Below are 24,706 nucleotides of genomic sequence, written 5' to 3' on the forward strand. Positions count from 1 at the left end.
AGCCATCTTCTGGATGTTCTTCATGCCACTTTATGCATGAAACCGTTGCCCAGTCGTTTTCTCGTTGGAAAGTGGATTTTGAATAGTTCCCGGCTACTTCAAATCGTGCGCCACACTTTTCGCAAACGGCAATACCATACATCAGAATCGTCCTTTCATGTTGGTAACGCATACATAATGGACGTAGCTGGTGGCGGTATCAATGCCGCTGCCAGCGCCTCTCACCTTCCCAAAGCAGATGGAGCAGCAGCATGAAACCTCATGACACTACCCGTACGTCTGCCGCCTCATCCTGTCAGAAGGTTTTGTCAGAACAACAGCCCGCCGGGCCACATATTAAATGGCTTTCTGGCTTAGATGCAGAGGCTACCATTCAATATATTGGCCTGCGTGCTGGATACATCGTTATTCCAGGTGAAAATCTGCGCGTTGCCCGTCTTCCGGACGATATGAATTGGCAACTAACTGCAAAGCTACATGAGCAATTTCAGGAAGACCTCCTGAAAAGGTTCGCTTCAAAAGCGATGCGGGTACTACAACTGTCAGATGTCCTGACCACTGATCGTCTCGATCATTTCCGGAAATCCTTAGTGAAATTTCTGCATGCCCAGATTTCACATCTGGAACCCGCTGACGTACGGACAGAATTTCTGCTCGAAATGCTGGATGCACCGCATTCATCCTCTGCTGGAGTCGTTGGAACCTCTACTGTGGACGTAGCTGGTGGCGGTATCAATGCCGCTACCAGCGCTTATTTTGCGGATAATGCGCCATGCTAACCGCAGCTATCAAAACAGCCACACGTACGGCCATCAAAGCCTGTGGTGGTCTGGATTCAATATCCCGCGCTGTACGTGTCGGCATCACGCAACTTTCTGATTACTGCAACCGGGAAAAAGCGGCTGTGGTGCCGGTAGATGTAGCAGTCGAGCTGGATAAGGAAGCGCAAGAGCCGCTTATTCTGGCCGTTATGGCGCAGGCAGAGGGTTTTGCCCTGGTGCCGGTCAAGTTCGGCAACGGTTTGCTGCCGCACGATATGGGCAAATTTGCCAAGGCCACCAGTGAGGTTCTGCAAAAAGGCTTTGAGAGCATGGCAGATGGCAATGTGGATGTGCAGGAGGCGCACGAAATCCTCACATATGCGCAACGCGCCCGCACATCGTTGCATCATATTGAGGCCACAGCACATAAAATCATCGCAGAAGGCAAACCGTTGCAGGTGAGCATTCCCGATGGCGCGTGAGGCCCTCAACTGGCGGGAGCTAGATCCTAAAATCCGGCATTACGCCCGGTGTGGGTTCAGCATCAAGCGCCAATCTCGTAAACTCAATATATCTGAGCGCGCTATTTATCTGCGCCGCAATGCCCTGGGCATCAGTCGCAAGAAAAAGCATGCTGCGCAGGAGACTTCTTCTCATGTCATGTAAGAAAAATGCAAAGGCTGCACGTCGGTTTTTCCGTCGGCGTCCTCTCAACACGCGGGCGTTGCGTGATAGCGCACGCGTGCAGCCAGATCTTTCCATGCAGTCACGCACATCCAGTGGGTTCACGTGGCACGTGCCACGTAAGGCTGTTCGCCAGACGAGGCAGTATAATGGCTGAGGTGCTGCTAGACGGATACGATTTCTGCGGTCGGTTGCGTAACGCCATCGCGGCAGAAAAAAGCCTTGCTGCCTTTGCTCGCAAGCATGGGCTAAAGGAGCAGGCCGTGCGTGATGCAGAATCTATGCAAACTATCAGCAATAGTGTCTGCAAAGCCCTTGGCCTGGTGAAAGTTCTGCGCTATCCAGTGCGGGACGGCAGTGGTCGGTTTGCATCACTCCGAGAAATCCAAGAAAAACTGAATACTTTTATCCGGCGTTGCGGAACGCAGGAAGCTGCTGCGCGCCGTTTCGGTATTAGCAAAGGGCATCTTTCCAACATTCAAAACGCGCGGCGTGGCGTTATGCCGGTGCTTAATACGCTCGGTTATGGCTTTCCTGTGCAACGCTATATCGCATTGAGCGCGCCATGAGCAGCAAGTTAAAAGCGGCAGAAATTTCCGCCATGCTGGCTGGCCAGATGGAGGTTTTGGCGCGTGAACTGCTGCCTGGTGGCAAAAAAAATGGCGCAGAATGGATGGCCGGATCTGTGGCAGGTGAGCCGGGCACAAAACTGGCTGTGCATCTATCCGGTGCAAAAGCCGGTGTGTGGAAGGATTTTTCGCAAGATATTGGTGGTGATCCGCTAGATCTGGTCGCCCATTGCCTGACAAACCGAGATCTGAAAGCCGCATATCGCTGGGCCTGCAACTGGTTGGGTTTGAGCACGGAAACGGTGGAGGTGCGCCGTGCGGAAATCCGTGAAAAATCAGAACAAGCCAAAGCGCAGGAAGAAGCCGATGCAAAAAAGCGCGTTGTGCGTGCGCGGGATATCTGGATGAATGCCCAGCCAAATATCCTGAACACACCAGTAGATTTCTATTTACGGGCGCGCGGTATCAAGCTGGAAGCATTTGATCATCCCCCCGGTGCGCTGCGGTTTGCACCAGAAAATTACTGTGCAGAAATCAAAGCGCCATTGCCTGCCATGCTGGCCGCCATCACGGATCTGAACGGGCGGTGCGTTGCCGTGCATCAGACGTGGCTCGGCCAGCATGGTGGTCAATGGGCCAAGGCGGATCTGGAAACTCCCAAAAAAGTTCTGGGCAGTTTCCGTGGTGCGTGCATCCGGCTGCGCAAAGGTGCGGCTGGCACAACACTCAAACAGGTTTCACCGGGTGAGGTTATTGCAATTGGTGAGGGCATAGAAACATGCCTTTCCGTTGCCATGGCCCGTCCGGATCTGCGGATACTCGCAGCAATTTCTCTCGCAAATCTCGGAACAATCTGTCTGCCAGATACAGCACGCAGAGTGCTCATTCTGGCGGATCGGGATGAAAGCACGGCGGCCAAAAAGGGCCTGCGTAAAGCCATAGACACGCATATGTCCGCAGGGCGTGTGGTAGATGTGGCCTGGCCGCCAAAAGGCAAGGATTTCAATGATGTTATCGGAAGATGAAGAAAGCGGCCTCAGCGCTATCCGCTCAGCCATCAATACGGCGGAACGGCAGTTTCAGGTTATTGCAGGCGGTAAGGATAGCGGTAACGGCGGCCCTCCCGCACAGCCAAAGGAAAAAAAGCCCTGCCCTGTTGTCACTATCGGGCATCTGGATGGGAATTTCTATTTTCTGGATCGCGTTGGTCAGTTGCGTGTGCTCAAAGCATCGCAAATGACACGGCGGCCAGATCTGGTCGCGTTATTCGGTGGCAATATCGACTGGCTGAAAGAGGCGTTTCCGAAAACTGCCAAAAAGAAAGAACAGGATGAAAGCGGCCATGAAACAGTACGTGAAGTGGTGGTTGACTTTAATATCAACCACACTTGCCAGTTCCTTCAGCGTGAATGCTTTTCTGCTGGGCTTTTTGGTGATCACATACAGATCCGCCGTCCAGGTATCTGGCCTACGCCAGAGGGTATGCCGGTGGTGCATTGTGGCGACTGTGTTCTGGTGGGTTCAAAGCTGGAATTGCCAGGCACGCGCATTGGGCATCAGATCTGGGCTGCTGCACCAGCAGAGCCACGTCCAGCAGAACCGTGCGAAGCGGTGGATGCGCGAGAGTTTCAGCGCCAAGTTCGGGAATTATGGGATTTCCGGCTGGAAGGAAGCGATATCATCGTTATGGGCATGCTGGCCTGTGCGTATTATGGCGCGGCCATTCCGTGGCGTCCGGCCGGATTTCTAACGGGCCCTGCTGGTTGCGGTAAATCATCCCTGCTGCGTGTGCTGCAAAATGCCATTCCGCTCAAATTCGCCACGAATGATGCATCAAAAGCCGGTATTGAACAGATGGTGGATGGCCGTGCCATCCCCATGTTGGTGGACGAGGCATCAGACCGTGTGGATCAACGTGCTGCCCGTGCCCTGCTGGATCTGGTGTTATCCGCAACGGGTGGCGAAGGCACAAAGGGCGCGCGTGGCGGTTCGGATGGTATCGCCCGCAAAATTGCGGTGGCTGGCTCCATCATCATGGCATCCATCCGGCCACCAGATATGGAGGCGCAGCATCTGGGCCGGTTTACGCTGGTGGAAATGCAGGCACCTAGAAACGGCGCAGACCACACGGCAGAACACCGGGAATTTGCTGAATGGGCAAAGGAAATCGGGCCACGTTTATGGGGCCGCGCATTGGCTGGGTGGCAACGCTACAGCGCCGCGCGTGTCATCCTCCGTGCCGCCGTGGGCCGCTCCGGGTGTCAGCCACGCGAAATGGATCAGATGGGCTCATTGCTGGCCGGTTGGTGGACGTTAGCAAATGACACCGTGCCCGCAGAAACAGAGGCAGATCATATTGTCAGGAGTGTTATGGGTTACATACGCACGGCAGAAACAGCAGAGTCTGCCAGTGGCAGCCAGCAGATGATAGATCACCTGCTCTCGCAAAAAGTGCAGATGGATCGCTCAACAGATCGGCGGTCTCTCTCATCATTGATAGAGCGCATGCTTGTGCCAATGAGTGAGGAAAAGCCGGATATGGAGGAAAATGCGTTCTCCCGCAAAAACGTTGCATCCGTTCTGGCAAGTTATGGGATCAGGGTTGTCAGGCGAAACGAACCCACGCCCCGCAGCGGTCAGGATGTTCCGCGTGGCAGTGAAGGTGACGGGTTGTGGATCTGGCCGCGCAACGCTATGCTGACGGCGCTGTTCAAGGATACCCCATTTGCCGGGCAGAAATTCGTATTTGAGTTTGCACGAATGGAAAGCTACAGGCCACCACCGCGTAATGCGCGTGGGCATCAGATCACCATCACTATGGATGGTAAGAAGAACAAGGGCTGCTTCTGGGTCAGGTGTTGTGAACTTGGCCTGTCTGATGATGGTGACGATGGGCTGTAAGAGAACCATGGAACCACAACGGAACCGCGCTGGTTCCTATTAGTTCGTTATATTTCCTAAAGGGAACCAAAACCCCTATAGGGAACCTGTTTTTTTACTCCTATACAGAAGCACGCTCTCCGTGCCTCAAATCCATTGTGAGAGAAAATAGCAGTTCCCTTAGTTCCTTAGTTCCCTTTCTTTCTAACCTATTGATATATATAAATAATAAAAGGAACCAGAAGGGAACCACATGGGAACCGCAGGAACCTCGCTAGAAATAAAAGCCATCAAGCCCATAAGTGGGCAGGAAATGGCACAGGCCGTGGAGGATCGGTTGTTTGAGGCCGGATATACACTGGCATGCCTGCCAGCCCACGGCATCCGTCCAGCAGGCTGGGGTAAAGGCTGGGGTGAAACGCTGATGGATATGGATGATCTGCTCACACTCACGGCAGAAAGTGAAGTGCGGCCACCCATGCCAACGGCTGCGGCCATATCCCGCATGGATGAGGCATTTGCATGGGTGCAGGGTATTTCCAATGATGCGTGGCGTCGCGCCATTTTACTCTGGATGGTGATCCACCCGTTGTCGCATCGGCATCGTTATAGTTTTGGCAAGATTGGTAAGTTTTTGGGTGTGAGCGACAAAACGGCAAAAACCTTTTTTATCAGAGGGATAGCAGACATCACGAAAAAAAATTACGCCTAACTGCATTTTTTACTTCTCAAATTCCGGAAAATGCAGTTTTTTAGACACCATGATCAGGGGTCGTGCAGCCAACAGGCTACGCGGCCTTTTTTTATGCCCAGATGAAAGCGAAACATGCCTGTCAGATCTCCAGTTTTCCGGCCGCGCTGGCACAAGCCAGAAGCGCAGCGTCGGAAGGAGTTCGATAAGCAGCGCGGCACATCGCGCCAACGCGGTTACGATGCGGCCTGGGAAAAAGTGCGCGCCCAGCATTTGGCGCTCCATCCAATCTGCTGCGTGCCCGGATGCAGAACGCCACGTGACAGGCTGAACGTGGATCATATCGAAAGCGTGCGGGAAATTCCGTCCATGCGGTTAGATCCCAGCAACCTGAGAACGCTGTGCCAGTCCCATCATTCGGCCAGAACAAGCCGAGATCATAGCTGGAACCGCTAAAAATCGTCAAAAAATAGCAGAAAACTGCCATTTTTGACGAAAAAACCGCCCAAATGGGTGGGGGGTATCAAATCTCTGGCGCAGACGAGCACCTGAACCGCGCCATGGGCAAATTTTTGCACCCGCGAAATTGAGGGAAAAAGTTACCAGGATGGTTGGATGGAAACCCTCCTGCCTATTCGCATGAGGGAAGGTCATCATGAGAGGTAGAAAACCAAAGCCGCGCCATCTTCGTGTGATTGAAGGCAATCCGGGAAAGCGGGCGCTTCCAGAGGATGGTGTCCGGCTCCCGTCCGAATATGCGCCGCCGCCAGATTTTCTGAATGAGGTGGCGCGGGCTGCATGGGAACGCCTTGTTCCTCCATTAGTGGAGCGCGGGCTTTTTACGGTTCTGGATCATGACAGCATCGCTGCCTACTGCGAGGCATTCAGCCGGTGGCGCAAGCATGAGGAGGCCCTGATGAATGCCGGTCAAGAAACCTTTGAGACACATGGCAGGCAAGGACGCATGATCCGTACACGTCCTGAGCTGGGCATCATTTCTGAGCAGATCAAGCCCATGAGCAGCATTGGCTCCAATTATGGCTTTTCACCCGTTGCTCGCATGCGCCTGAAGGACGTGGGGCAAGGCGACTTATTCAACCCATTTGACAACGTGTGAGTATGGCAAAGCATCCCTACATCAAGAAAGCGCAGCGCTACATCAATGATGTGCTGGATCGTAAAATCCCAGCCTCCTGGCAGGTCGTGGCCGCATGCAAACGGCAGCAGCAGGATCTAGTGCAAGCCAAGCAGAAAAAATGGCCCTTCCGGTTTGATAAGGAAGAAGCTGAGCGCGTCTGCCGCTTTCTGGAGCTTATGCCGCATATCAAGGGCCCCAAGGCTCGCGATGGTGAGCTGATAGAGCTTGAAGGCTGGCAGTGCTTTGTTCTGACCACGGTTTTCGGATGGGTGCATAAGAAAACAGGCTTCCGCCGCTTCCGGCGTGCCTTTATCGGCGTGCCGCGCGGGAACGCCAAAAGCACACTGTCATCTGGTGTAGCACTGTTCATGCTCACCGCTGATGGTGAGCCTGGGCCAGAGGTCTATTCTGCTGCCACTACGCGTGACCAGGCCAAGATTGTGTTTGGCGATGCTCAGGCTATGGCGCGTAAAATGCCGCCACTGGCGCGCAAGTATGGGCTGGATGTTCAGCAGCGCGGGATTATCTCAGCATGCAATGATGGCATTTTCCGTCCGCTCTCGCGTGATGCCGATACACAGGATGGTCTAAACATCCATTTTGGGTGCCTGGATGAAGTGCATGCCCATAAAACCCGTGAAGTTTACGATGTGGTGGAAACTGGTGCCGGTAAACGTGACCAGTCCCTGATCTGGGCCATCACCACGGCAGGATCAAACAGATCTGGCATTGGTTATGAGCTCTGGACTTATCTGGAAGCTGTGCTGCGCAAAATTTTGGCAGATTGGGAGGATAGCCCCTACCCGCTCAAGGGCGATCAGGCAGAGGATGAGCAGCTATTTGGCATCATCTACACCATAGATGACGGTGACGATTGGACAGATCCTGCCTCGTGGCAAAAGGCCAATCCGAATTGGGGCGTTTCCGTCATGCCGGACTACGTTGCGGGCCTTGCTAACAAGGCGATGCAGCTTGCCAGTGCGCAGAACAATTTCAAAACCAAGCATCTGGATGTCTGGGTAAATGCGGATCAGGCTTGGATGGATATGCAGGCGTGGCTGAGATGCGCAGACCGGGATCTATCTATTGATGATTTCGCGGCTGAGGATTGCATCATAGCGTTGGATCTCGCCAGCAAGATCGACCTTGCGAGTAAAATCCTATTGTTTTCACGCCAGATAGACGGTGTGACGCACTATTACGCATTTTCTACCTTCTACCTGCCTCAGCGGGCGGTAGATGAATCTGCAAACGCACAATATCCAGGCTGGGCAATTGAGGGATATCTCCAGACCACGCCGGGTGACGTGACGGACTTTGAAACTGTCGAAAACGGCCTGCTGGAAGATGTGAACGACTTCAATGTTACGGATGTCGCCTATGATCCGTGGCAGGCCACCCAGCTTGCGCAGCGCATGTCTGAAAAAGATGTGCCCATGCGTGAATATCGCCAGACCGTGCAGAACTTTTCCGAGGCCATGAAAGAATTGGAAGCCCTGGTGTTGTCCGGAAGGCTGCACCATGACGGCAACCCGGTTCTGGAATGGTGCATCTCCAACGTGGTCTGCCACACGGATGCAAAGGACAACATCTACCCGCGCAAAGAGCGAGTGGAAAACAAGATTGACGGTGCCGTGTCTCTGATCATGGCGCTGGGCGTGGCTCTGCATGGAGCTGAACAAGGGTTCGTTTACGAAGGAATGTAATAATGGGGCTTCTGGATTTCCTGCGTGGATCTGGGTCGCCGGTCTCCGCACGCCGGGAGCCTCGCCTTCATGCAGAAGCTGGTGTCAGCTCGCCTGCTGATAATTTTCAGGCAGGCGGCCCGTGGGTTTCGTTTCCAATGGGCGGGCCGTCCCGCTCTGGTGTGCTGGTCAATGAGCGCTCCACGCTGTCATTGCCAGCCGTCATGCAGGCTATACGCATCCTGTCCGGTGTGTTTGCCATGGTGCCCATGCACTACTGCCGCCACGATGGCACAGGCACGCACCGGCTTACGGGTGATCCGCTCTATCAGTTAATGAATGGGCGGCCAAATGACGCGCAAAGTCGGTTTGCTTTTCGGGAAATCCTGATGAGTGATCTGCTGATGGCCGGAAATTTCTACGCGTATGTCTCGCGGGATGCCTTCATGCAGCCTGTCGCCCTTACGCGGCTTGATCCGTTTGGCACGCTGCCGTTGCAATCATTCGATCCAGCAACTGGCCAGAGCATGTTTTATGATGCCACCCTGCCTGATGGCTCGTCCGGGCGGTTTGCAGCCCGTGATATCTGGCACGTTAGCGGCATGAGCCGGAATGGCCTGCAAGGCCTGAGCCCCATTGCCTACATGAAAGAGGCATTTGGCGAAAGCATTGCTACGGCCACCTATGTGCAGAATTACTGGCGCAATAACGGTCAGCCACCAGTCATTTTAACCACGCAAGGAAAAATTGGTCAGCCAGAACGGCAGGCCATCAAGGAGGACTGGCAATCGCTCTATTCAGGCCCCATGAATGCAGGCACGCCAGCGGTTCTGGGGAGTGGTCTGACAGCCACTTACATGCCCATGAACAACAAGGATGGGCAGTTGGTGGAAACACGCACTGCCCAGGTGCTGGATATTGCGCGCGCATGGGGTGTTCCGCCGCATCTGATTTTCGAGCTGTCCAAGGCAACGTTCGGGAATATCGAGCAGCAGTCTCTGGAATTTGTGATCTATCACCTCGGCCCGCATTTCGCACGCGTGGCGGATAGCGCCATGCACGCCTTTGCGGATACGGGCTGCATTTTCAAACACGATCCGTCTGATCTGCTGAAAGGCGGGTTTCTGGATCGTGCTCAGGGCGTTTCTGCGCTGCGTAATGCAGGTGTGATGAACACGGATGAGGCCCGCAACAATTTCGATCTCAACCCGGTCGGTGGTGATGTCGGATCTGAGTTGTGGCGGCCAATCAATATCGGTGTGGCAGGCGAAACCCCAGCCGGAACAGAATCAGGAAACTGACATGACACGATATTATGCGCTGGAAGCGATCAGGGCACAGCCCTGGGCGATCCTGCCTGCACATCTAGGTGCTATTGAGGCCATTGCCGCCCGTGCGCTGGAAGCCCCCGTGCTGGATGTTCTGCGGGCTGATGGGCATGCAGAACGCTATCAGACCACGCTTTCAGCCGTGGCGGATACCGGCAAACGCATGAATGGCACAAACGGCGTCACGCTCAACAAACAGGGCGTTGCCACCATCCCTGTCATGGGGCCGATTTTCCCGCGCGCCAACCTGCTGACAGAGTTTTCAGGCGCTACGGATCTGAACAGCCTGTCGGCGGATCTTCAGGCCGCGCTGTCCAGTGTGGACGTCAAGCAGATCCTCATGGTGTTTGACAGCCCCGGCGGCGTCACCACGGGTGTGAGTGACATGGCCAGCCAGATCGCGGCGTCCAGCAAGCCTGTCACGGCCTTTGTGCCAGGCATGGCGGCATCTGCCGCCTATTGGCTGGCAAGCCAGTGCTCGACCATCCTGATGGACAATACAGCCCTGGTCGGCTCCATCGGCGTGGTCATGTCTGGTGCAAAACAGGTGGAGCCAGACGCAAACGGCATGATGGAGGTGGATATTGTCAGCTCCAATGCCCCTAACAAACGGCTGGACGTTACATCCGATGATGATCAGGCGCAGATCCGCACCGTGCTGGATGATCTGGAGGCTGTATTTCTCCAGGCTGTCGCACAGGGCCGCCACACATCGGTGGACGCCGTAAAACAGAATTTCGGCCAGGGCGGCATGAAAGTGGCAAAAAGTGCCATTTCAGCCGGTATGGCCGATGGCATCAGCACGCTTTCGGCCACCTTGGCCAAACTTGGTGCCGCAACCCCTCCAAAAACGCCGGTAAAACCCGCTCCACGTCGCGCCGCTGCAATGGCGGATCTGGAAGCGCGCCGGAAACTCGCAGAAGGACTCGCGTAAATGGCCGTTCGTGACCGTATTACAGCACTCCGCACCCGTCAGGCTGAGGTGCAGGCTGAAATGGAAAATATTCTGACAGCATCGGAAAGCAATGAGTCCGGTGATCTGACAGAGGAGCAGACCGCTGCATATGACCAGTTGCGGGCAGAAGATGATCGCCTGACAGCCGGGATTGAGCGGGAAACCGATATGGAACGCCGCCGTGCTGCGGCTGCGCGTCCGATTGCGCCGCTGCCTGCGGGGAATTCCGGTGGTCGCGCTACGGTTCCAGCTCAGGCCGAACAGCAGCTTGAGCCTGGTATCAAGTTTTCCCGTCTGGTGCAGGCCGTTGCCTCTACCCGCGGTCAAGGCGGCATGCGTGCTGTTCTGGATTTTTCCGAAAAAACGTGGGGCTCTGCCTTTGCTGCTGCCGCTGCTGACAATATGGAGCAATCAGTAGATGTGCAGGGCGGTTTTCTGGTCAATACCGATTATTCCAATGATCTGATCGCCGCATTGCGTCCCCAGGTTGCTGTGCGCAAAATGGGCGCTGTTTCCGTGCCTATGCCCAACGGCAACCTCACTTTCCGCAAACAAACTGGCACATCAAATGCACAATGGCTGGGTGAGCGAGCTGCTGTGCCAACATCTGCGCCTGAAATTGGCGAAGTCGCCATGAAGGCTAAGAAGCTGGGGGCATTGGTGCCGATCACCAATGATCTGCTGCGTTACAATTCCATCCAGACCGATAATATGGTGAATAGTGACGTCACGCTTTCCGTGGCTATTGCAGAGGATCAGCAGTTCATTCGTGGTGCTGGATCTGATTTCGCACCGGCTGGCTTACGTTACCTCGCCAATGCCTCCAATGTCATTGCAGCAAATGCCACGGTAAATGTGCAGAATGTGCGTAATGACCTTGGTAAACTTCGTCTGGCGCTCACCAAAAATAACGTGCCCATGCAGTCTCCGGGTTACATCATCAACCCGACATTGGTGGAATTCCTAAGTCAGTTGCAAACATCAACCGGCGCACTAGCATTCCCTGAAATTGCAGATGGTCGGATTGGCGCCTACCCATATACGTCCACAACCTCTGTCCCTGATAATCTCGGCACAGGCGGGAATCAATCCGAGCTGTATTTTGCAGATTTCGGACAAATTTTGATCGGGGATGCCCTGCAAACCACATTAGCTGTCAGCACACAGGCGTCTTATGTTGATACCGCCGGGATTACACGCTCTGCATTCCAAAATGATGAAACGCTGGTACGCGTGATTGAGGCTGTAGATCTGAATACGCGCTACGATAACGCCATTGCGGTGCTGACTGATGCAGCGTGGTTCCCTGGTGCGGTCGCGGGGCAGTAAAATGAAAATTGTGACATTTACAGACCGTTGTGGCGGCATTGGCGCTGTTTACAACAAGGGTGATGTGGGCATGTTTCCGGATGATGTGGCGGCTGGCATCGTGGCAGCCAAAAAAGGCACCGCAAAGCCGGTGCCTGAACCGGAGCCCACTGCACCGGCTGAAACAGGCCAAAAAGAGCCGGAAACGCCTCAAAATGAGGAAAAACCGGCTGAAAATGAGCCAGAAACGCCAGAAAATGGCAAATCCTAACGGTCTCCATCTGGAGGCCGTTTTTATTTGGGGTGACGTATGACAGTTATAGTCATAACGCCTGCCGGAACCACGGATCTGGTTACGCTGGAGAGTGTCAAAACATATCTCCAGATCTCGGATAATAGTCAGGACGCCCGATTAAGTCAGTTTATCACTGCTGCATCCGGCAGTTTTGCCGATTATCTGGGGCGTCCGTTGGCGCTCCAGACCTATCGGGAACGCTGGACACTAAAGGGGCGCATTCCGGGCATCAATCTGTCCAATGGGCCAGTTGCCACCATTTTATCTGCATCTGTGGATGGGGTGGTATGGTCTGGCCCGCTGGATGAATGCGATGTTGACCGCAAGAATGCACGTATCATGGCATCTGCATTCCTGCCGCCACGGCAAATGGTTTTCCATAGGCCTGTTGTAGTGGATATCACCTACATAGCGGGATTTCTGTTGCCTGGTATGGATATTCCCACGCCAGAAATTCCGCTTCTGGCATTGCAGGTGCAAACCCTGCCTGCGTCCGTTGCGTCTAGCTGCCTGAGTACCATCCAGATGCTGAGTTGCGCCGCTGGGCGTGATCCGCTCCTGAAATCAGAAAGCACGCAAGGGGTGGGATCGGCATCTTATGGCGCGCTAGATCCTATCGTTGGCGGGCTAACGCCTGATGCGGTTGGCGCATTGGATCGACTTGGCATTGCTGCTGATTGGATGGCCTGATGGGCCAGATTACCGAAACCCGTAGGCGGCTCCTTGCAAGATCTGGCCGCCAAATGGTGCTGACAGCGCGTGATGATACCAACCCGGTCACATTACGCGCATATGCACCGCCGCCGCAGTCGTCACAACTGGCAGATGGCATGCCCAAAGCGCCGTTCATTGCTCAAACGTTAGCGGATGAGCTGAGCGCCGCCAATGTCACGCCAAAAGCGCAATGGCACCTCAAGGATGGCCCCAAAACCTACAGCCTGACAGATGCCACGCCCGTTTATGACGGGGCCACCATCTGCGGCTGGACGCTGATTGCAGCAGGAGGCGACTAATGCCCTCAGAAACAGTGTGGAACGATGCCTATGCCCGTGCCAGCGCCGTGGCAGAGGCGTTGGGCTATCTGATCGGTGATCCCCTGACATGGGATTTTTCCAGCGATGGCAAAGCATTTGTGGCGCTGGATATGTCCTCGTCCAGCATAGATAGCCTGGAACTGGGTGATCAACAGGCGCAGGAAAGCGGCCAGATCTGCATCATGCTCTGGATACCACAGGGCCGGATGAACACGCCCACAGTGCTGTCCATCATGAATGCATTTGAAGCCGCCTTTCGCACCAACCCGGTAGATCCGGATAAACGCTGGCCAAACGGCCTATTTTACGATGGCCAGACTTACACGCCCCCTTCCTTTCTTGCCCAGACAGGTAATTGGTACGTTGCCACGTTGATGGTGGATTACCGCTGGCAGAACATTACGGAACACACATCATGAAATTCTTTCCGCTTATCGAAACAGCAGCTAATTCCGGCGAGTTTCAGCTTTCTGGCGCTGCTGTAGAGGCAGACAGCACCACTGCCGCCTTGGCATTGATTGAACCCACCGTTGGCGCAGGCTTGCGCTATGGCGCGTGGCTGTATCATGAGGTGCGCGGCCTGCCGGATTTCGCGCCCGTAACGGATGCTGAAAAAGGCAAATCCTATGCTGTGCTGGCGCAAATTGGCGGCACAGATCAGCCCTGGACGCCAGATGGGCAGCAGCTTGTATCTGCGCTGTGCGATGCCTCTAACCTGTGCCTGTCCATGGCGCAGTATATGGGTTTTCGCCTCGGCCTGATGCCCGTGGACGAAAAACCTGTAGCCGCACCGGCCACATCTGGAACTGAAACAACGCCAACATCCGGCGGAACAGACAGCACGGAAAAACCTGCCAGCTAACGCTGATCCCTTCTCCATTCTTTCAACACAGGCCGCCTTCGGGTGGCCTTTTTTTTGAGGTGAACAATGGCTTTTACTGGAGCCACAGCAGGCTTGGCAGCCGGTGCGCAAACCAATGATACACGCATGGATTTTGCGCTGGAGTCCACATATGCCACGCCGCCAGCGGGCAATTATCAGGCGCTGCGCATTACAGGCGAGACATTCGGACGTGCGCAAACAACAGCCCGTCCGGCAGAGATCAATTCTCTAAAAGAAGTTTCGCAGTCAGTCGTCACGCAGGTTTCTGCGTCTGGCACCATTTCCGGTGCGCTGTCATCCGGCACGTTTGATGATCTCATTGCAGGTGTGATGGGTGCGGATTGGTATGCAGCGCCCCCGTCTGTGACAATCAATTCAAAGGCGACGCCTGCCGTAACTGGCACCGTCCATCTAAAAAACTCTTATCATAGCGGGCGTGATATTATCACGATGCCTGCTGCTGCACTCGTAAATTTTCCAGCGTTCGGCGTTGTGCATGTCGTGGACAGCGTGAACGGGATTGATGTTTTTGCTGCCTATATCCTAAACAATATTTCTAATCCCGGCCTGGAATTTGTGCCAGGCACGTTGCCGATTGCAGACGCCACAGCGTTGAGTGACGGTGCAACAATTACGCTGGCGGATATCCAAAATGGCAATCTGGATAAAACATTTACCATCCGTAAAAAATTGCTTGGGCAGTTCCTACTGTATCCGGGAAGCCTGATTACCCAGGCTCAAATCCAGTTGCAGCAGGCGCAGTTTGGTACAGTCACGATTGATGCCACCAGCGCAAACGAGACATTATCTCTAACTGATATTGCAACTGCGGTGCTGCCCGCACCCAGCGGCAATGTGCATAACTCCGTCAACAATTTCCTGGGGGTCACTATCAATGGCAAATCCCCGGCTGGATGCGTTACGCAATTTACATGCACATTGGCGCGTGATGGCTCTGCCAATGATTACGGCATGGGCCATGCAGATGCCTGCGGTGTGCGTACGGGCCAGTTTACCGCATCGGGCAGTATCGAATTTTATTTCCGCACATGGGACGAATACAACGCATTCATAGCAGGCACGCAGGGGCTGATTATTGTCAAAACAGTTGATGATAGCGGCAACGGATACGCGTTTGTGTTTACGCATGCAGCGCTCCGCAACGGCAAGGTGAACAGCCCGCAAACCAATGAGACCGTAAAAGTCTCATTTGATATTGAAGGCAATCCGACAAGTGCTGGCGGCACATTCGCCATTTTCCGCCTGAGCGGTGTTGCAGCCACAGGTTCCTGATCTCGCCTGAGCTGAAAACCAATTTCACAAAGGGTGTCCACTATTACCGACACCCTTTTTTATTCGTACCCATAACTCACAGGGTTTTACACAATGGCTAAACTTTCCTCTTTTACCCGCAACGCAACTGCAATTGCAGAAGGCACACCCGTTACCGTAGGCGTGACAGATCAGTTCATCATCGTCACCAAAGGCATGACAGCAGATTATGCCGATCGCCTGTGGGCGCTGCGCCGTGCGGCTGTTATCCGTTACAATACCGGCCTGTCTGTAACAGATGTGCCGGTAACTGAAAGCACCCTGCCGCCATCTATGGATGATGTGTGCCAGGCGCAGGCTCTGAGCGAAAAATGCCTGATTGACGTGCAGGGTCTGGAAAATGACGATGGCAGCCCCATTGATATCGCCACCTTTAATGAAATGATCACGCACCGCGAAAACCGTGCACTGCTTGGTCTGGCATTGCAGGCGGCGGCATCTGTTGGGCGCGCCACCAAAGAACAGCTCAAGGCCGCTGAGGGAAACTAACAGCCGCCCTGCGCTGGCACCTGATAGATGGCCCGGTGGCGGCGCGTTGCGGCGTGCTGCCACCGCCAGAACACGCATGGGATGCATATGATGCGTGGCTGCGGAAAGTCGATCCGGAGCCCGCCAACATGCTGCCCTGGCGGTGCTGGCATGGCGTGGCTGGAACGCGTCGGTATCGGGCGGAAAGTTACGGCGCTGGCATGGGGGCAACGCGTGGCGTGTCCTATCCGCAGCCATTAGCTGATGCCGAAATCCTGCGTTGGTGCCACATGCGGCGGCTAAATGAGGCGGAAACAGATTTCACCTTCCAGCTCGTGAAATCACTGGATCAGACATTCCTCCAGATCCGTAACCAGCAGATCCAGCAGGATCTGGAGCACACTTTTAGGAAAAGATAGCATCATGGCACGGGCACGTATGGCAGAGACTATTCGGGAACAGATCAATCTGGCCACCCGCAATGTTCTGGCGTCGCAAAGCCTGCATGATCTGGTTGCGCGGGAATGCCGTGATCTGCGTGATGCCCAGATATCCTCTGGCGCTGCCTCTACCGTATTCAGCACATTTGTTGATGGCCGTAGAAACGATGCGGAGGAGCATGTGCGGCTGGATAACGGCATTGTCAGCTATGTGTTTTCCTATCTGGCGCAGGGTGTGGCCTTTGCGTTGGCTGAGTGCCAGAAACGCTCTCCTGTCCACACAGGCGCATTCCGCAAGGGGTGGGCCGTGTGTGTGAATGGAAAATGGTGGACGCGCCCTGCCGCTGCCATTCAGCCGGGCAGCATTGTAGAAATCGTCAATACCATGCCCTACGCCCGCAAGATTGATACGGGTGGGCAGATTACCAGCGTTCCACCAGGGATTGTAGAGGCCGTGCGGCAGGCAACGCGCCGCCAGTTCCCCATGCTCACGATTGCCCGAAAATTCATTAACCTCACGGGTGGTCAGGATGCACGCGGCGGCCCTCTGCCCTACGTGCTGAAGGCGCAGGGCATTGAAAGCGGCCTTACCTGGTCAAAATCCGATGGGTTCGAGCGGCTCAGAAAGCCCCGCCGTAGCAACCGCAAAGACCGCGCCGCCGGTCAGGTCATGACGTATCCAGCTCTTGTGCTGACGGAGTCCGAAAATGGTTAAAGCCACTACAGTTATCAATGAGGTCATCAACCGCGTGCTGTTAGATGATCAGACTGCGGAGCCTGTCAACGCCATTGGTACGCGCATGGAGGGGCTTCAGGGCAAAATTGATGACGTAGCGGCCAGCGGTGAAAATCTGGGCACCGCATTGGTCAAAGGCATGGAAAATGCCGAAACAGCTACCGAACGTGCGGTGGAGGTTGCCACGGCAGGTACCGGAAAGTTGCAGAGTGCATTGGGGCATCTGGAGGACAACATCTCCCAGATCAGCCATGACGTTCAGCTTGGTGCCAAAAATTCAGAAAGCGCCTTGTCTGATATTCAAGATGCCGCACAGGAAACATCGGTTTCAGCAGATGGCATCAGCTCCGCCTTTCGTGACAACCTGAAGGAAGCAGCGGCTGCCTCTGGCAGTCTGGCTGATGCGCTATCGCAGGATGCCACAAAGGCGGATGTGTCGTGGCAGGCGGCGGCTGGGCGTGCTGGAGATAGTATTTCCAAAGTGCAGCGGCAGATCCGCTTGCTGCAAAATGAGTATGACCGTCTGGATGCGCGTGGCCGTGCCGCTGTTGCCAGTGGCAGCACCAGCCCAGAGGATGTGACACGCGTTCTGGAGGCCAACAAGAAAGCACAGGATGATGCCGCCATCAGCCTGGCGAAGCTGCGGCTAGAACAGGCTGCCACCGTTACAGATTTTGACCAGATGGCAGAAAGCGGGGCAACTGCATCTGCTGTTATTGATAGAATGTCCGCCGCAGATCTGGCGCAAACAATGGCTCTGCGTGAATTGCGGGCTGAGTTTGAAAAGGGCCAGATCACGCTGGATGTTTATAAAACTGGCTTGCAGGAAATCACCATAGAATACGCCGCGCTGAGCGGTGCATCCGCAACAGCTCTGGCGACCATTGCGCAGAATCATCAGGATAGCATCAACAGCAGTCTGGGCATTACCCTGCCGAACGTTGATCACGCATCTAGACTGGAGGATGTTGCCCAGGCATTTCAGGATGCTGACAACCTGCGTGCCAAACTGGTACCATTGGCAGCGGCAGAACGTGATTACGCCAGCGCCATTGCGGTAGCCAGTGATGCGCGGGAGCGCGGCGTGATTGATCTGGGCGAATATCTGGCCGCCATGGATCGCGCCACCGCATCCTATCAAAAACAGAAAGATGCCATTGCCGCCAGCGTGCAGACGCAACAGGAAGCATTGCGCTTGCAGCATGAATCCGTAGCAGCCGGTACGCAGGAAAAAATCAACACATGGGCCGGTGTCACCACGCCAGAATACGGGCAGGCCGATAGTCGGCAGGAGGATTTTGAGGCCGCAGCGCAGGATGCAGCAAAACTGCGGGCCGAACTTGTGCCATTGGCTGCGGCAGAACTGGATTACACAAAGGCGCAGCAGAAAGCATCCGCCGCCCTGGCCGCCGGTATTATTGAGCAGGGTGAATACGATGCCTATATGGATCAGGCCACGGATACCCTGAACCGCCAGAAATCCGCTCTAGGCGGCAATTCCACTGCCATTAAGCTCACAGCCTTTGAATTGGGCATTCTGGCAGATGAAGCCCATAAGTTTTTCGATCAGGTTTGGGCGGGTGGCAGTCCGTTGCAGGCCGCGTTCTATCAGGTGCCCAATATGGTGCAGGTGATGGGTGGCCTAAAAAACGCCATGTCCTCCACGCTCAGCGTTCTGTCAGGCCCTGCCGGTCTTGCCGCAGGGGCAGTTGCTGCCGGTGCTGCCATTGGTGGGCTGGGTTATTATGCAGAAAGTGAACAGGAAAGCCTTGCTCAGCTTTCCACGCATCTGCGTGCCACACGGGCTGATTATGATGATATGTCCATATCTGCTGAAAATGCCGCCCGTGCGCTGCATGAGCAGTATGGTGATATCTCGCTCTCTGATAGCCGTAGCACCACGCAAACCATTGCCGCCGTGCCCACGGTAGATGCCAGCCAGATCCAGCGTTTGACAGCAGATAGCCGGGATCTGGCTGCTATTATGGGCACCACGGTGCCAGATGCCGCCAAAACATTGGCTGTTGCACTGGAAGATCCTGCCAGGGAAGCGCAGGCGCTGGCAGATCAGCATTTGCCCGGCTTCAACGCTGGGCTGGTGCTGAGCGTGCAGCACATGGCGCAGATGGGCCAGCAGGCCGATGCTGTCTCTCTGGTTGTCCAGAGGCTGGAAAGTGCCATCCACGGGGCAGCAGATCAAGGCCTCACGCCGTTCCAGACAGCATGGCGTAACCTGAAAGATGAAATGGGCAGCACATCCAGCGTGATTGCGGCAGAATCCCGTAGCATTGGAGATCTGTTCGTCTCCATGGCCACAGAGGGCATTAGCGCTACGGATGATCTGGTCAAGCATCTCAGGAAACTGCCAGATGAACTCTCCAGCATCTGGAGCAGCATCAAATCTGGCGCATCCACGGGTTTAGGCTGGCTGGAAGGTGATGTCGCAAGTGGTATTGCGGCAACAGCTCATTTCGCCGGTGCCACAAACCTTGCGCATATTGTTGCGCAGGGCAGCGCGGCAGATCCTACGTTCTCCATGCCCACCAACACAGCGGCAAACCATAGCCTTGTGCAGGATGGCGGCATCCAGTCCGTGCAGAGCATGATTGATCGGGTAGCGCAGGAACAGCACCTGAATGGTGATATCACCAGCCTGATGCACGCCATTGCCCCGGCTGAAAGCAGCACCGGCCAATACCTACACGGGCAGGTTGTGCATTCCAGCGCAGGTGCTATTGGCGCCATGCAGGTCATGCCCAGCAACGCGGCCGGAAATGATCTGACAGATCTGCACGGCAATGTTTCTGCCAGCGCAGATTATCTGGTGCATCTGTATGACAAATACCACCACAATCAAAAACTGGTGGCGATGGCGTATAACTGGGGTGAAACGGCGCTGGATGAGTATATTGATGGCAAGCGCACAACGATCCCGCAGGAAACATCTGATTATGTAACCAAGGTTACGGGCGGAAATGCCTATAGTGCTGTTGAAAATGCCCGGATGGATCAGTCTGTTTCAGCGCAGGTATTAAAGGGTAATCCAAGCATTGCTGGTCAGCAGGATGATTTAACCAGATCTTTACAGGGCGAACACACTGCTCTTGGAGATTTGGATAAGCAGTATCAAGCCCATGTTATTTCCCAGAAGGAGTGGGCTGATCAAACAAAGATCATTCATGGTCAGATAGACACCACAAGCGCATCCCTCGCCAACCTGCGTGATCCATTGCAGGAGGTGTATCATTCGCAAACGCTCGCCGCTCAAAGTGCGTCCGCTCTAACGGGTTATGACCGGCAAATGGTCAGCGTGGCGCAGGAAGTTGACCAGGCGCAGCTATCCCTTAACGGGGCGCATGCGTCTGCAACCCAGATCATGGCGGCTCAGGCGCGTGAGCAATCCGTGCTGACGGATGCGTGGCATGCTGGTACGGCTGCCTTAAGTGATCAAACCCAAGCCCTCAGCACGGCTAATGCCGCTTATGCTGATGGTAAAATATCAGCAGAAGATGCAACACAATATGTTTCTGCCTACATGGATGCAGAAAACAGTTTTAAAAAGGATACGCCAGAATTTCTGCATGCCATGCAGGAAAGAATTGCCAAAGCCCAAGCGTGGAGCGTTGAGCAGCAGAATACCCAGATGATCGGGCAAACCAATCAAAACATGGATCAGGTTGCTATCCTGCAAACTGAAACATCCCTGATTGGTACAAATGATGATGCCCGGCAGAAGCTGATTGCTCACATGGAGGTAGAGCAACAGCTTTATAGAGAAGGCCGGTCATTAACAGATGAATATTCTCAGCATCTTCTGGCCAGCACAGATGCTCTGTCCGATGCTACAGCGGAATATCAGCATGCACAGCAAGTGATGGATGCTTTCACCGGCTCCATCAGCGATATGGCAGATCAATTGTCCGATGGTGTTGTGCAGGGTTTCATGCAGGGTACATCGGCGGGGATGTCTTTCAAAACCATGTTGCAAGGTGTTGAGGCATCGGTTGCCAGCACTGTTGCACGATTTGCCCTGATCAATCCGCTGATGAACGCTTTGGACGGTAAAACCCGCACAACACTAGCAGATATTGGCAATCTGTTCAGCGAAACCGGATCAGAAAGCAGTGGCAGTTCAGGCGTTGAAGATCCATTAAGCGCTGTGGGGCAATCCGGATGGGGCGTTTCCCCATGGGAAGCCCTGAACATGAAAAACCAGATGACCAGTCCTTCATTTGGATCTGAGGTGAATGCAGGCGGTGTCAGCACCGCATCTTCTGCGCTGGAAAACCTGTTTTCTGGTAAAGCAGCCGATGGCAGCGGCATTTTCAGCAGCTTTGGCAGTGCTGCTTCTTCGATCGGTTCCTACATGGGTATGGCGGGGGCTGCTTTTGGTGTGGGTGAAATGGCTTACAACTTGTTGGAGCCATTATTCGCCAAGCGGGAAAAAGATTATCAATACATTTCCGTGGATGATGGCCAGCTTGGAATAAGTGGCCATGTTTACAAGGATATTCATGGAAACGACACCGTATTACCCGGCCTGCAAACCGATCTGGACAGCATCAACAATGCATTTGATTATACGGGGGTATCCGCCACAAACACGGATACAATCGGCAAGGTTGGCTGGTCTAAAAAGGGGAAGAAATCTACCACATACAGCCTGACAGATCTGCTTCCTGATCTGGATTTAACCAGTCCAGATGCAATCATGCAGCAGGAACTGAAACAGCTCATGCCCACCAGTTTCGATAGCGTGGACACGTTCACGCAGGATCTGGAAAGCCTTAAAAGGCTTGCAGATGAGCTAGGCAGCATGAAAGTGTCTGTCTCAAAGTTTGATGATAGCTCCCACGTTACGGTAGATCATTTCACCGGCTACACGGGGGATATGGCTAAAGCGCTTTCAACGCTGGATGGTGGCACCTATTCTGTAGATGATCTGCAAAGCAAATTTCAGGCAATTTCTGAATTTGTGGGTACCACAATGCCAGGGCTTCTGGATGTTACGGCATCTGGTTCTGAAAGCCTGATGCAGCAGGTTGATGATCTCAAGGCCAAATATCAGGATGCCGCCAACACAGCCGCATCTTATGGTCTGGATGCCCAGGCATTGCTTGATAAAGGCAATTCCATTGCAGCCATGATGGTGGCTAACGAACAGGCAACATTGGGGCAGGCTGATCAGTCTGTGCAAGCGCGTTATCTGTCTGCCACGGGTAATCAGGAAGGGGCTGATCTGCTCAATCAGCAGGTAAGTGCCGCACAAGAAATCCAGCAGTTGCAGGATAACTGGCGGGGTTTCCTTGGTGATAGCTTTGCCAGTAGCGTCACCTATCAGCAGCAACTGGCAGATCTGGAAAAAACACAGAATGCAGAACGGTTGCAGATACAGCAGGAGTATCAGGAAAAATCTCTTGAAAAACAGCAGGAATATCTGGATCAGGCAGATCAATCCGTGGCGTCTGTGTTCTCCAGTCTGGGCACATATGTGCAGGGGCTGGATACGTCTGATGCCTCGCCCTTGTCTGTGCAGCAGCAATATCAGGCTGCAAACCAGAGCCTGAACACGGATTATCAGGCCGCCATGGGGGGTGATTACAATGCGCTGTCGCGCCTGCAATCAGATTCCCAATCTGATCTAACGCTGGCGAAGCAGTGGTTTGGGTCTGGTGTAGATTATGCAAAGGAGTTTCAAAACAACCTGACCATGCTGCAATCTGTAGCCAATGTGGATACAGGGCAGTTTACGGCAGCGTTGGCCAAGCAGCTTTCTGCCAATGCGGTAGATGCCACAAACCAGGTAACGCAGGCGGTCAACACCATGAAAACTGCTGTTGTTGCAGAGCTGAAGCAGTTCATTCAGGTTCAGACAATCAAAGGCAAGTAAATGGCAGCATTTCGAACGGTTGAGCTGGATATTGTCCAGCCAGCCACGGGCACGCTTGCCCAAACGCTGGGCCACGGCACGCGGGCGCATGGCACGTTGCGCAGGCAAACCCACACACTGGAAAGCACAGACACCATCCGTTTTTCAGATGCCGGGTTTGTGGATGAAAACGGCGTGCCCTATCCGCCATATGTGACGGATGCCTTTGCGATTGACCGGGGGTTAACGCTCTCGGCAGATGCCATGGGCGGCGCGTTGTCGGCAGGCTCTATCACGTTGGCTAACCCAGATGGCGTATTAGATGGCCTGCTGACAACGCGCATGAATGACCATCTGCCCGTACGGATCTACACGGGCAGCAAGGTGTGGGATGCCGCGCGGCAGATCTGGACAGATCCGCAAAGCAGCAGCCTGCTGCCCGTATTTGCCGGTTTGGGTAAAAGCTGGCAGCCAGATCGCACAACAGCACAAATTGCCCTGCTAGACGCCACATACTGGCTAGATGGCAGCATGTCCGTTTCGACCTATGGTGGTACAGGTCGGCTGGATGGGGATAGCAATGTGGCAGGCAAAAACATGCCGCGCATCCGGGGCAGTGTGTGCAACATCACGCCCGTTCTGATTGATAGCGTAAACTACGTCTATCAGATCTCGGATGGGCCTGCCGCCATCACTGCACTGTACGAGGGTGGCTATGCAGGCGGCATCCAGTTTGCTGCAACGGTTGCGGATATTTATGCAACAAGCCCTGCGCCGGGCACATACACCGTGCAAACCGGATCAGCAGGCACATGGCTGCGGCTGGGCACAAAACCTGTTTACGGCATCACGGTGGATGCAGTGGGGCAGTTCCGGTCTGGCAAAGCGCCATCGGGCGTTCTGGATATCCTGCGGCAGATGCTGCTGGAAGATCTGGTTATGCCTGCGGCCTACATAGATACGGCATGGGCAGAGGCCTCTTCCATCGCGCCGTGGTCAGGTGGATGGTATTGGGATGGTTCAGAGAGTGTTACTGGCAAACAGGTTGCCACAACACTGCTTTCGGGGCTGAACATTACGCTGGTGCCCACACGCACGGGCACATTGCTGCCTATTGCACTGGCTGCACCCACAACGGCAGAAACGCCCGTGGTGGAACTCAATGCAGATCTGATTACAGAAATTGCAGCGGCCTCGCTGGATAGTTCGTTAGATCCGCCAACATGGCGCTGGCGTATCGGTTGGCAGCATAATTTCACGGTGCAAACCACGGGTTCCAATTTGCACCCGCAGGCCTCGGCAAATCGGCAAGCCATTATTGCCGTGGCAGACCGTGCGGCGGTGTGGTGGTCGGCTGATATCAAAAGCCGCTACCGCGTGCCGAATGATCCAGCCCTCATCACCACGGCGCTGGCCAATCAGGCCGATGCCACCCTGATTGCGCAATCTCACGGCGCGTTATGGGGCACGCAACGCAGGCTCTGGGCTGTCACAATCCCGCAGGATTATGCGTGGCAGCTAGAGCTGGGTGACGTAATCGGCATTTCCGCGCCTGCGCCCGGCCTGCAAACTCGACAACTTGCGCGGGTGGTGAGCGAGCATATCCGCGCAACGGATCAAACAGTTACTTTTCAGATACTGGTGTAAACT

General features: G+C 54.5%; 25 protein-coding genes. All 25 read left to right on the forward strand.

Translation table 11 applies throughout. The features are described from left to right. Positions 1–251 precede the first annotated feature (251 nt). Entirely contained in the window at positions 252–779 is a 528-nt protein-coding gene (locus FKW31_RS03675; RefSeq protein WP_150177770.1) for a hypothetical protein, read from the forward strand. Continuing rightward, on the forward strand, positions 773–1,243 hold the full coding sequence (locus FKW31_RS03680; RefSeq protein WP_150177772.1) for a hypothetical protein: 471 nt from the start codon (positions 773–775) through the stop codon (positions 1,241–1,243). The genes FKW31_RS03675 and FKW31_RS03680 overlap by 7 nt, the downstream gene beginning before the upstream one ends. Continuing rightward, complete coding sequence (locus FKW31_RS03685) at positions 1,233–1,427, forward strand: hypothetical protein (RefSeq protein WP_150177774.1); 195 nt, start codon at positions 1,233–1,235, stop codon at positions 1,425–1,427. Before FKW31_RS03680 ends, FKW31_RS03685 begins: the two co-directional genes overlap by 11 nt. Then, positions 1,417–1,602: a hypothetical protein gene (locus FKW31_RS03690; RefSeq protein ID WP_150177776.1), complete on the forward strand. Its 186-nt coding sequence runs from the start codon at positions 1,417–1,419 to the stop codon at positions 1,600–1,602. Before FKW31_RS03685 ends, FKW31_RS03690 begins: the two co-directional genes overlap by 11 nt. After that, positions 1,595–2,014: a hypothetical protein gene (locus FKW31_RS03695; RefSeq protein WP_150177778.1), complete on the forward strand. Its 420-nt coding sequence runs from the start codon at positions 1,595–1,597 to the stop codon at positions 2,012–2,014. The genes FKW31_RS03690 and FKW31_RS03695 overlap by 8 nt, the downstream gene beginning before the upstream one ends. Beyond that, complete coding sequence (locus tag FKW31_RS03700) at positions 2,011–3,039, forward strand: toprim domain-containing protein (RefSeq protein ID WP_150177780.1); 1,029 nt, start codon at positions 2,011–2,013, stop codon at positions 3,037–3,039. Before FKW31_RS03695 ends, FKW31_RS03700 begins: the two co-directional genes overlap by 4 nt. Then, positions 3,020–4,915 (forward strand): ATP-binding protein, encoded by a 1,896-nt coding sequence (locus tag FKW31_RS03705; RefSeq protein WP_238332734.1) that lies wholly within the window; start codon positions 3,020–3,022, stop codon positions 4,913–4,915. The genes FKW31_RS03700 and FKW31_RS03705 overlap by 20 nt, the downstream gene beginning before the upstream one ends. Positions 4,916–5,147: 232 nt before the next feature. Continuing rightward, positions 5,148–5,606, forward strand: coding sequence for a DUF6362 family protein (locus tag FKW31_RS03710; RefSeq protein ID WP_150177784.1), 459 nt, complete (start codon positions 5,148–5,150; stop codon positions 5,604–5,606). Positions 5,607–5,720: 114 nt separating this feature from the next. Then, positions 5,721–6,041, forward strand: coding sequence for an HNH endonuclease signature motif containing protein (locus tag FKW31_RS03715; RefSeq protein ID WP_150177786.1), 321 nt, complete (start codon positions 5,721–5,723; stop codon positions 6,039–6,041). 199 nt (positions 6,042–6,240) lie between these two features. Continuing rightward, on the forward strand, positions 6,241–6,702 hold the full coding sequence (locus FKW31_RS03720) for a phage terminase small subunit P27 family (RefSeq protein WP_150177788.1): 462 nt from the start codon (positions 6,241–6,243) through the stop codon (positions 6,700–6,702). Between the two features lie 2 nt (positions 6,703–6,704). After that, positions 6,705–8,429 carry a terminase large subunit gene (locus FKW31_RS03725; RefSeq protein ID WP_150177791.1) on the forward strand — a complete coding sequence of 575 codons (1,725 nt, stop codon included), beginning with the start codon at positions 6,705–6,707 and terminating at the stop codon, positions 8,427–8,429. 2 nt (positions 8,430–8,431) lie between these two features. Beyond that, a complete protein-coding gene (locus FKW31_RS03730) occupies positions 8,432–9,709 on the forward strand; it encodes a phage portal protein (protein ID WP_150177793.1) in 1,278 nt (425 codons plus the stop codon). A gap of 1 nt (position 9,710) precedes the next feature. After that, on the forward strand, positions 9,711–10,670 hold the full coding sequence (locus FKW31_RS03735; RefSeq protein WP_150177794.1) for a S49 family peptidase: 960 nt from the start codon (positions 9,711–9,713) through the stop codon (positions 10,668–10,670). Beyond that, complete coding sequence (locus FKW31_RS03740) at positions 10,671–12,020, forward strand: phage major capsid protein (RefSeq protein ID WP_150177796.1); 1,350 nt, start codon at positions 10,671–10,673, stop codon at positions 12,018–12,020. 1 nt (position 12,021) lies between these two features. Next, complete coding sequence (locus tag FKW31_RS03745; RefSeq protein ID WP_150177798.1) at positions 12,022–12,270, forward strand: hypothetical protein; 249 nt, start codon at positions 12,022–12,024, stop codon at positions 12,268–12,270. A 39-nt stretch (positions 12,271–12,309) separates the two neighbouring features. Beyond that, the gene (locus FKW31_RS03750) at positions 12,310–12,984 is read left to right on the forward strand and encodes a phage head-tail connector protein (protein WP_150177800.1); all 675 of its coding nucleotides are present in this window, start codon (positions 12,310–12,312) and stop codon (positions 12,982–12,984) included. Next, positions 12,984–13,307, forward strand: coding sequence for a hypothetical protein (locus FKW31_RS03755; protein WP_150177802.1), 324 nt, complete (start codon positions 12,984–12,986; stop codon positions 13,305–13,307). The genes FKW31_RS03750 and FKW31_RS03755 overlap by 1 nt, the downstream gene beginning before the upstream one ends. Beyond that, positions 13,307–13,747, forward strand: a complete 441-nt coding sequence (locus tag FKW31_RS03760) for a hypothetical protein (RefSeq protein WP_150177804.1) — start codon at positions 13,307–13,309, stop codon at positions 13,745–13,747. Before FKW31_RS03755 ends, FKW31_RS03760 begins: the two co-directional genes overlap by 1 nt. Beyond that, positions 13,744–14,190 carry a hypothetical protein gene (locus FKW31_RS03765; protein ID WP_150177806.1) on the forward strand — a complete coding sequence of 149 codons (447 nt, stop codon included), beginning with the start codon at positions 13,744–13,746 and terminating at the stop codon, positions 14,188–14,190. The genes FKW31_RS03760 and FKW31_RS03765 overlap by 4 nt, the downstream gene beginning before the upstream one ends. A 66-nt stretch (positions 14,191–14,256) precedes the next feature. Next, complete coding sequence (locus FKW31_RS03770) at positions 14,257–15,504, forward strand: phage tail tube protein (RefSeq protein ID WP_238332735.1); 1,248 nt, start codon at positions 14,257–14,259, stop codon at positions 15,502–15,504. Positions 15,505–15,597: 93 nt separating this feature from the next. Further along, entirely contained in the window at positions 15,598–16,032 is a 435-nt protein-coding gene (locus FKW31_RS03775; protein ID WP_150177808.1) for a hypothetical protein, read from the forward strand. Positions 16,033–16,067: 35 nt separating this feature from the next. Beyond that, on the forward strand, positions 16,068–16,430 hold the full coding sequence (locus FKW31_RS03780) for a hypothetical protein (RefSeq protein ID WP_238332736.1): 363 nt from the start codon (positions 16,068–16,070) through the stop codon (positions 16,428–16,430). A gap of 4 nt (positions 16,431–16,434) precedes the next feature. Continuing rightward, complete coding sequence (locus FKW31_RS03785) at positions 16,435–17,166, forward strand: hypothetical protein (RefSeq protein ID WP_150177812.1); 732 nt, start codon at positions 16,435–16,437, stop codon at positions 17,164–17,166. Next, complete coding sequence (locus tag FKW31_RS03790; protein WP_150177814.1) at positions 17,159–23,077, forward strand: phage tail length tape measure family protein; 5,919 nt, start codon at positions 17,159–17,161, stop codon at positions 23,075–23,077. Before FKW31_RS03785 ends, FKW31_RS03790 begins: the two co-directional genes overlap by 8 nt. After that, a complete protein-coding gene (locus tag FKW31_RS03795) occupies positions 23,078–24,703 on the forward strand; it encodes a hypothetical protein (RefSeq protein ID WP_150177815.1) in 1,626 nt (541 codons plus the stop codon). Positions 24,704–24,706: the final 3 nt, after the last annotated feature.

The sequence above is a fragment of the Acetobacter sp. DmW_136 genome (assembly GCF_008690365.1).
In the GTDB taxonomy this organism is placed as follows: Bacteria; Pseudomonadota; Alphaproteobacteria; order Acetobacterales; family Acetobacteraceae; genus Acetobacter; species Acetobacter oryzifermentans.

What these genes read in the sequence shown, in the direction of transcription:
- FKW31_RS03685 (WP_150177774.1), top strand. Translation starts at nt 1,233, where the DNA reads ATGGCGCGTGAGGCCCTCAACTGGCGGGAGCTAGATCCTAAAATCCGG.
- FKW31_RS03715 (WP_150177786.1), top strand. Translation starts at nt 5,721, where the DNA reads ATGCCTGTCAGATCTCCAGTTTTCCGGCCGCGCTGGCACAAGCCAGAA.
- FKW31_RS03675 (WP_150177770.1), top strand. Translation starts at nt 252, where the DNA reads ATGAAACCTCATGACACTACCCGTACGTCTGCCGCCTCATCCTGTCAG.
- FKW31_RS03695 (WP_150177778.1), top strand. Translation starts at nt 1,595, where the DNA reads ATGGCTGAGGTGCTGCTAGACGGATACGATTTCTGCGGTCGGTTGCGT.
- FKW31_RS03705 (WP_238332734.1), top strand. Translation starts at nt 3,020, where the DNA reads ATGATGTTATCGGAAGATGAAGAAAGCGGCCTCAGCGCTATCCGCTCA.
- FKW31_RS03775 (WP_150177808.1), top strand. Translation starts at nt 15,598, where the DNA reads ATGGCTAAACTTTCCTCTTTTACCCGCAACGCAACTGCAATTGCAGAA.
- FKW31_RS03690 (WP_150177776.1), top strand. Translation starts at nt 1,417, where the DNA reads ATGTCATGTAAGAAAAATGCAAAGGCTGCACGTCGGTTTTTCCGTCGG.
- FKW31_RS03785 (WP_150177812.1), top strand. Translation starts at nt 16,435, where the DNA reads ATGGCACGGGCACGTATGGCAGAGACTATTCGGGAACAGATCAATCTG.
- FKW31_RS03740 (WP_150177796.1), top strand. Translation starts at nt 10,671, where the DNA reads ATGGCCGTTCGTGACCGTATTACAGCACTCCGCACCCGTCAGGCTGAG.
- FKW31_RS03760 (WP_150177804.1), top strand. Translation starts at nt 13,307, where the DNA reads ATGCCCTCAGAAACAGTGTGGAACGATGCCTATGCCCGTGCCAGCGCC.
- FKW31_RS03710 (WP_150177784.1), top strand. Translation starts at nt 5,148, where the DNA reads ATGGGAACCGCAGGAACCTCGCTAGAAATAAAAGCCATCAAGCCCATA.
- FKW31_RS03725 (WP_150177791.1), top strand. Translation starts at nt 6,705, where the DNA reads ATGGCAAAGCATCCCTACATCAAGAAAGCGCAGCGCTACATCAATGAT.
- FKW31_RS03770 (WP_238332735.1), top strand. Translation starts at nt 14,257, where the DNA reads ATGGCTTTTACTGGAGCCACAGCAGGCTTGGCAGCCGGTGCGCAAACC.
- FKW31_RS03790 (WP_150177814.1), top strand. Translation starts at nt 17,159, where the DNA reads ATGGTTAAAGCCACTACAGTTATCAATGAGGTCATCAACCGCGTGCTG.
- FKW31_RS03795 (WP_150177815.1), top strand. Translation starts at nt 23,078, where the DNA reads ATGGCAGCATTTCGAACGGTTGAGCTGGATATTGTCCAGCCAGCCACG.
- FKW31_RS03700 (WP_150177780.1), top strand. Translation starts at nt 2,011, where the DNA reads ATGAGCAGCAAGTTAAAAGCGGCAGAAATTTCCGCCATGCTGGCTGGC.
- FKW31_RS03755 (WP_150177802.1), top strand. Translation starts at nt 12,984, where the DNA reads ATGGGCCAGATTACCGAAACCCGTAGGCGGCTCCTTGCAAGATCTGGC.
- FKW31_RS03745 (WP_150177798.1), top strand. Translation starts at nt 12,022, where the DNA reads ATGAAAATTGTGACATTTACAGACCGTTGTGGCGGCATTGGCGCTGTT.
- FKW31_RS03720 (WP_150177788.1), top strand. Translation starts at nt 6,241, where the DNA reads ATGAGAGGTAGAAAACCAAAGCCGCGCCATCTTCGTGTGATTGAAGGC.
- FKW31_RS03750 (WP_150177800.1), top strand. Translation starts at nt 12,310, where the DNA reads ATGACAGTTATAGTCATAACGCCTGCCGGAACCACGGATCTGGTTACG.
- FKW31_RS03680 (WP_150177772.1), top strand. Translation starts at nt 773, where the DNA reads ATGCTAACCGCAGCTATCAAAACAGCCACACGTACGGCCATCAAAGCC.
- FKW31_RS03730 (WP_150177793.1), top strand. Translation starts at nt 8,432, where the DNA reads ATGGGGCTTCTGGATTTCCTGCGTGGATCTGGGTCGCCGGTCTCCGCA.
- FKW31_RS03735 (WP_150177794.1), top strand. Translation starts at nt 9,711, where the DNA reads ATGACACGATATTATGCGCTGGAAGCGATCAGGGCACAGCCCTGGGCG.
- FKW31_RS03765 (WP_150177806.1), top strand. Translation starts at nt 13,744, where the DNA reads ATGAAATTCTTTCCGCTTATCGAAACAGCAGCTAATTCCGGCGAGTTT.